A 427-nucleotide genomic window follows, 5' to 3' on the forward strand; every position below is an offset into this window, starting at 1 on the left:
GTTGCCATGAATGGAACGAGGCCCGGCTGTGTGAACAGTCGAAAAATTTCGCCGCCAACGACGTGTCTGTCTTACGGCTTCAACATCCGCTTGGAACGCGCTTCAAGGTGGCGCTCGCAAAATGGGCGCAAGGTGGCTGTAAGTAGGCCAGGATGATGACGGCATCCATCGGTTTCTGCCGGGCGAATGCTCTAATCCGCATCCGCTGCTTGGCTCAGGGCCTCGATCTCAGCCATCTGGATGCCCACTTCGACAAATGCCGAAAGAACGGCGAACCGGTCAGCCAGTGCGACACGCGCCAGTCCGGCCAGAATCCCGGCATTGATTGCGTGGGCGGCTGGAAACGGCAGCAACGCCGGTGCCATCGTCGCGGCCCTGGCCGAACCATTGTCACGCCATCCCGCGGCCAGAGCAATCCAGCCGACCG

1 pseudogene is annotated in these 427 nt (G+C 61.1%); it reads right to left on the reverse strand.

From position 1 onward, the window contains the following. Window positions 1-191: 191 nt before the first annotated feature. Window positions 192-427, reverse strand: a pseudogene (locus tag EOA22_RS37215) (hypothetical protein); the annotation flags it as partial.

Source organism: Mesorhizobium sp. M7A.F.Ca.US.014.04.1.1 (assembly GCF_003998745.1).
Lineage (GTDB): Bacteria > Pseudomonadota > Alphaproteobacteria > Rhizobiales > Rhizobiaceae > Mesorhizobium > Mesorhizobium ciceri.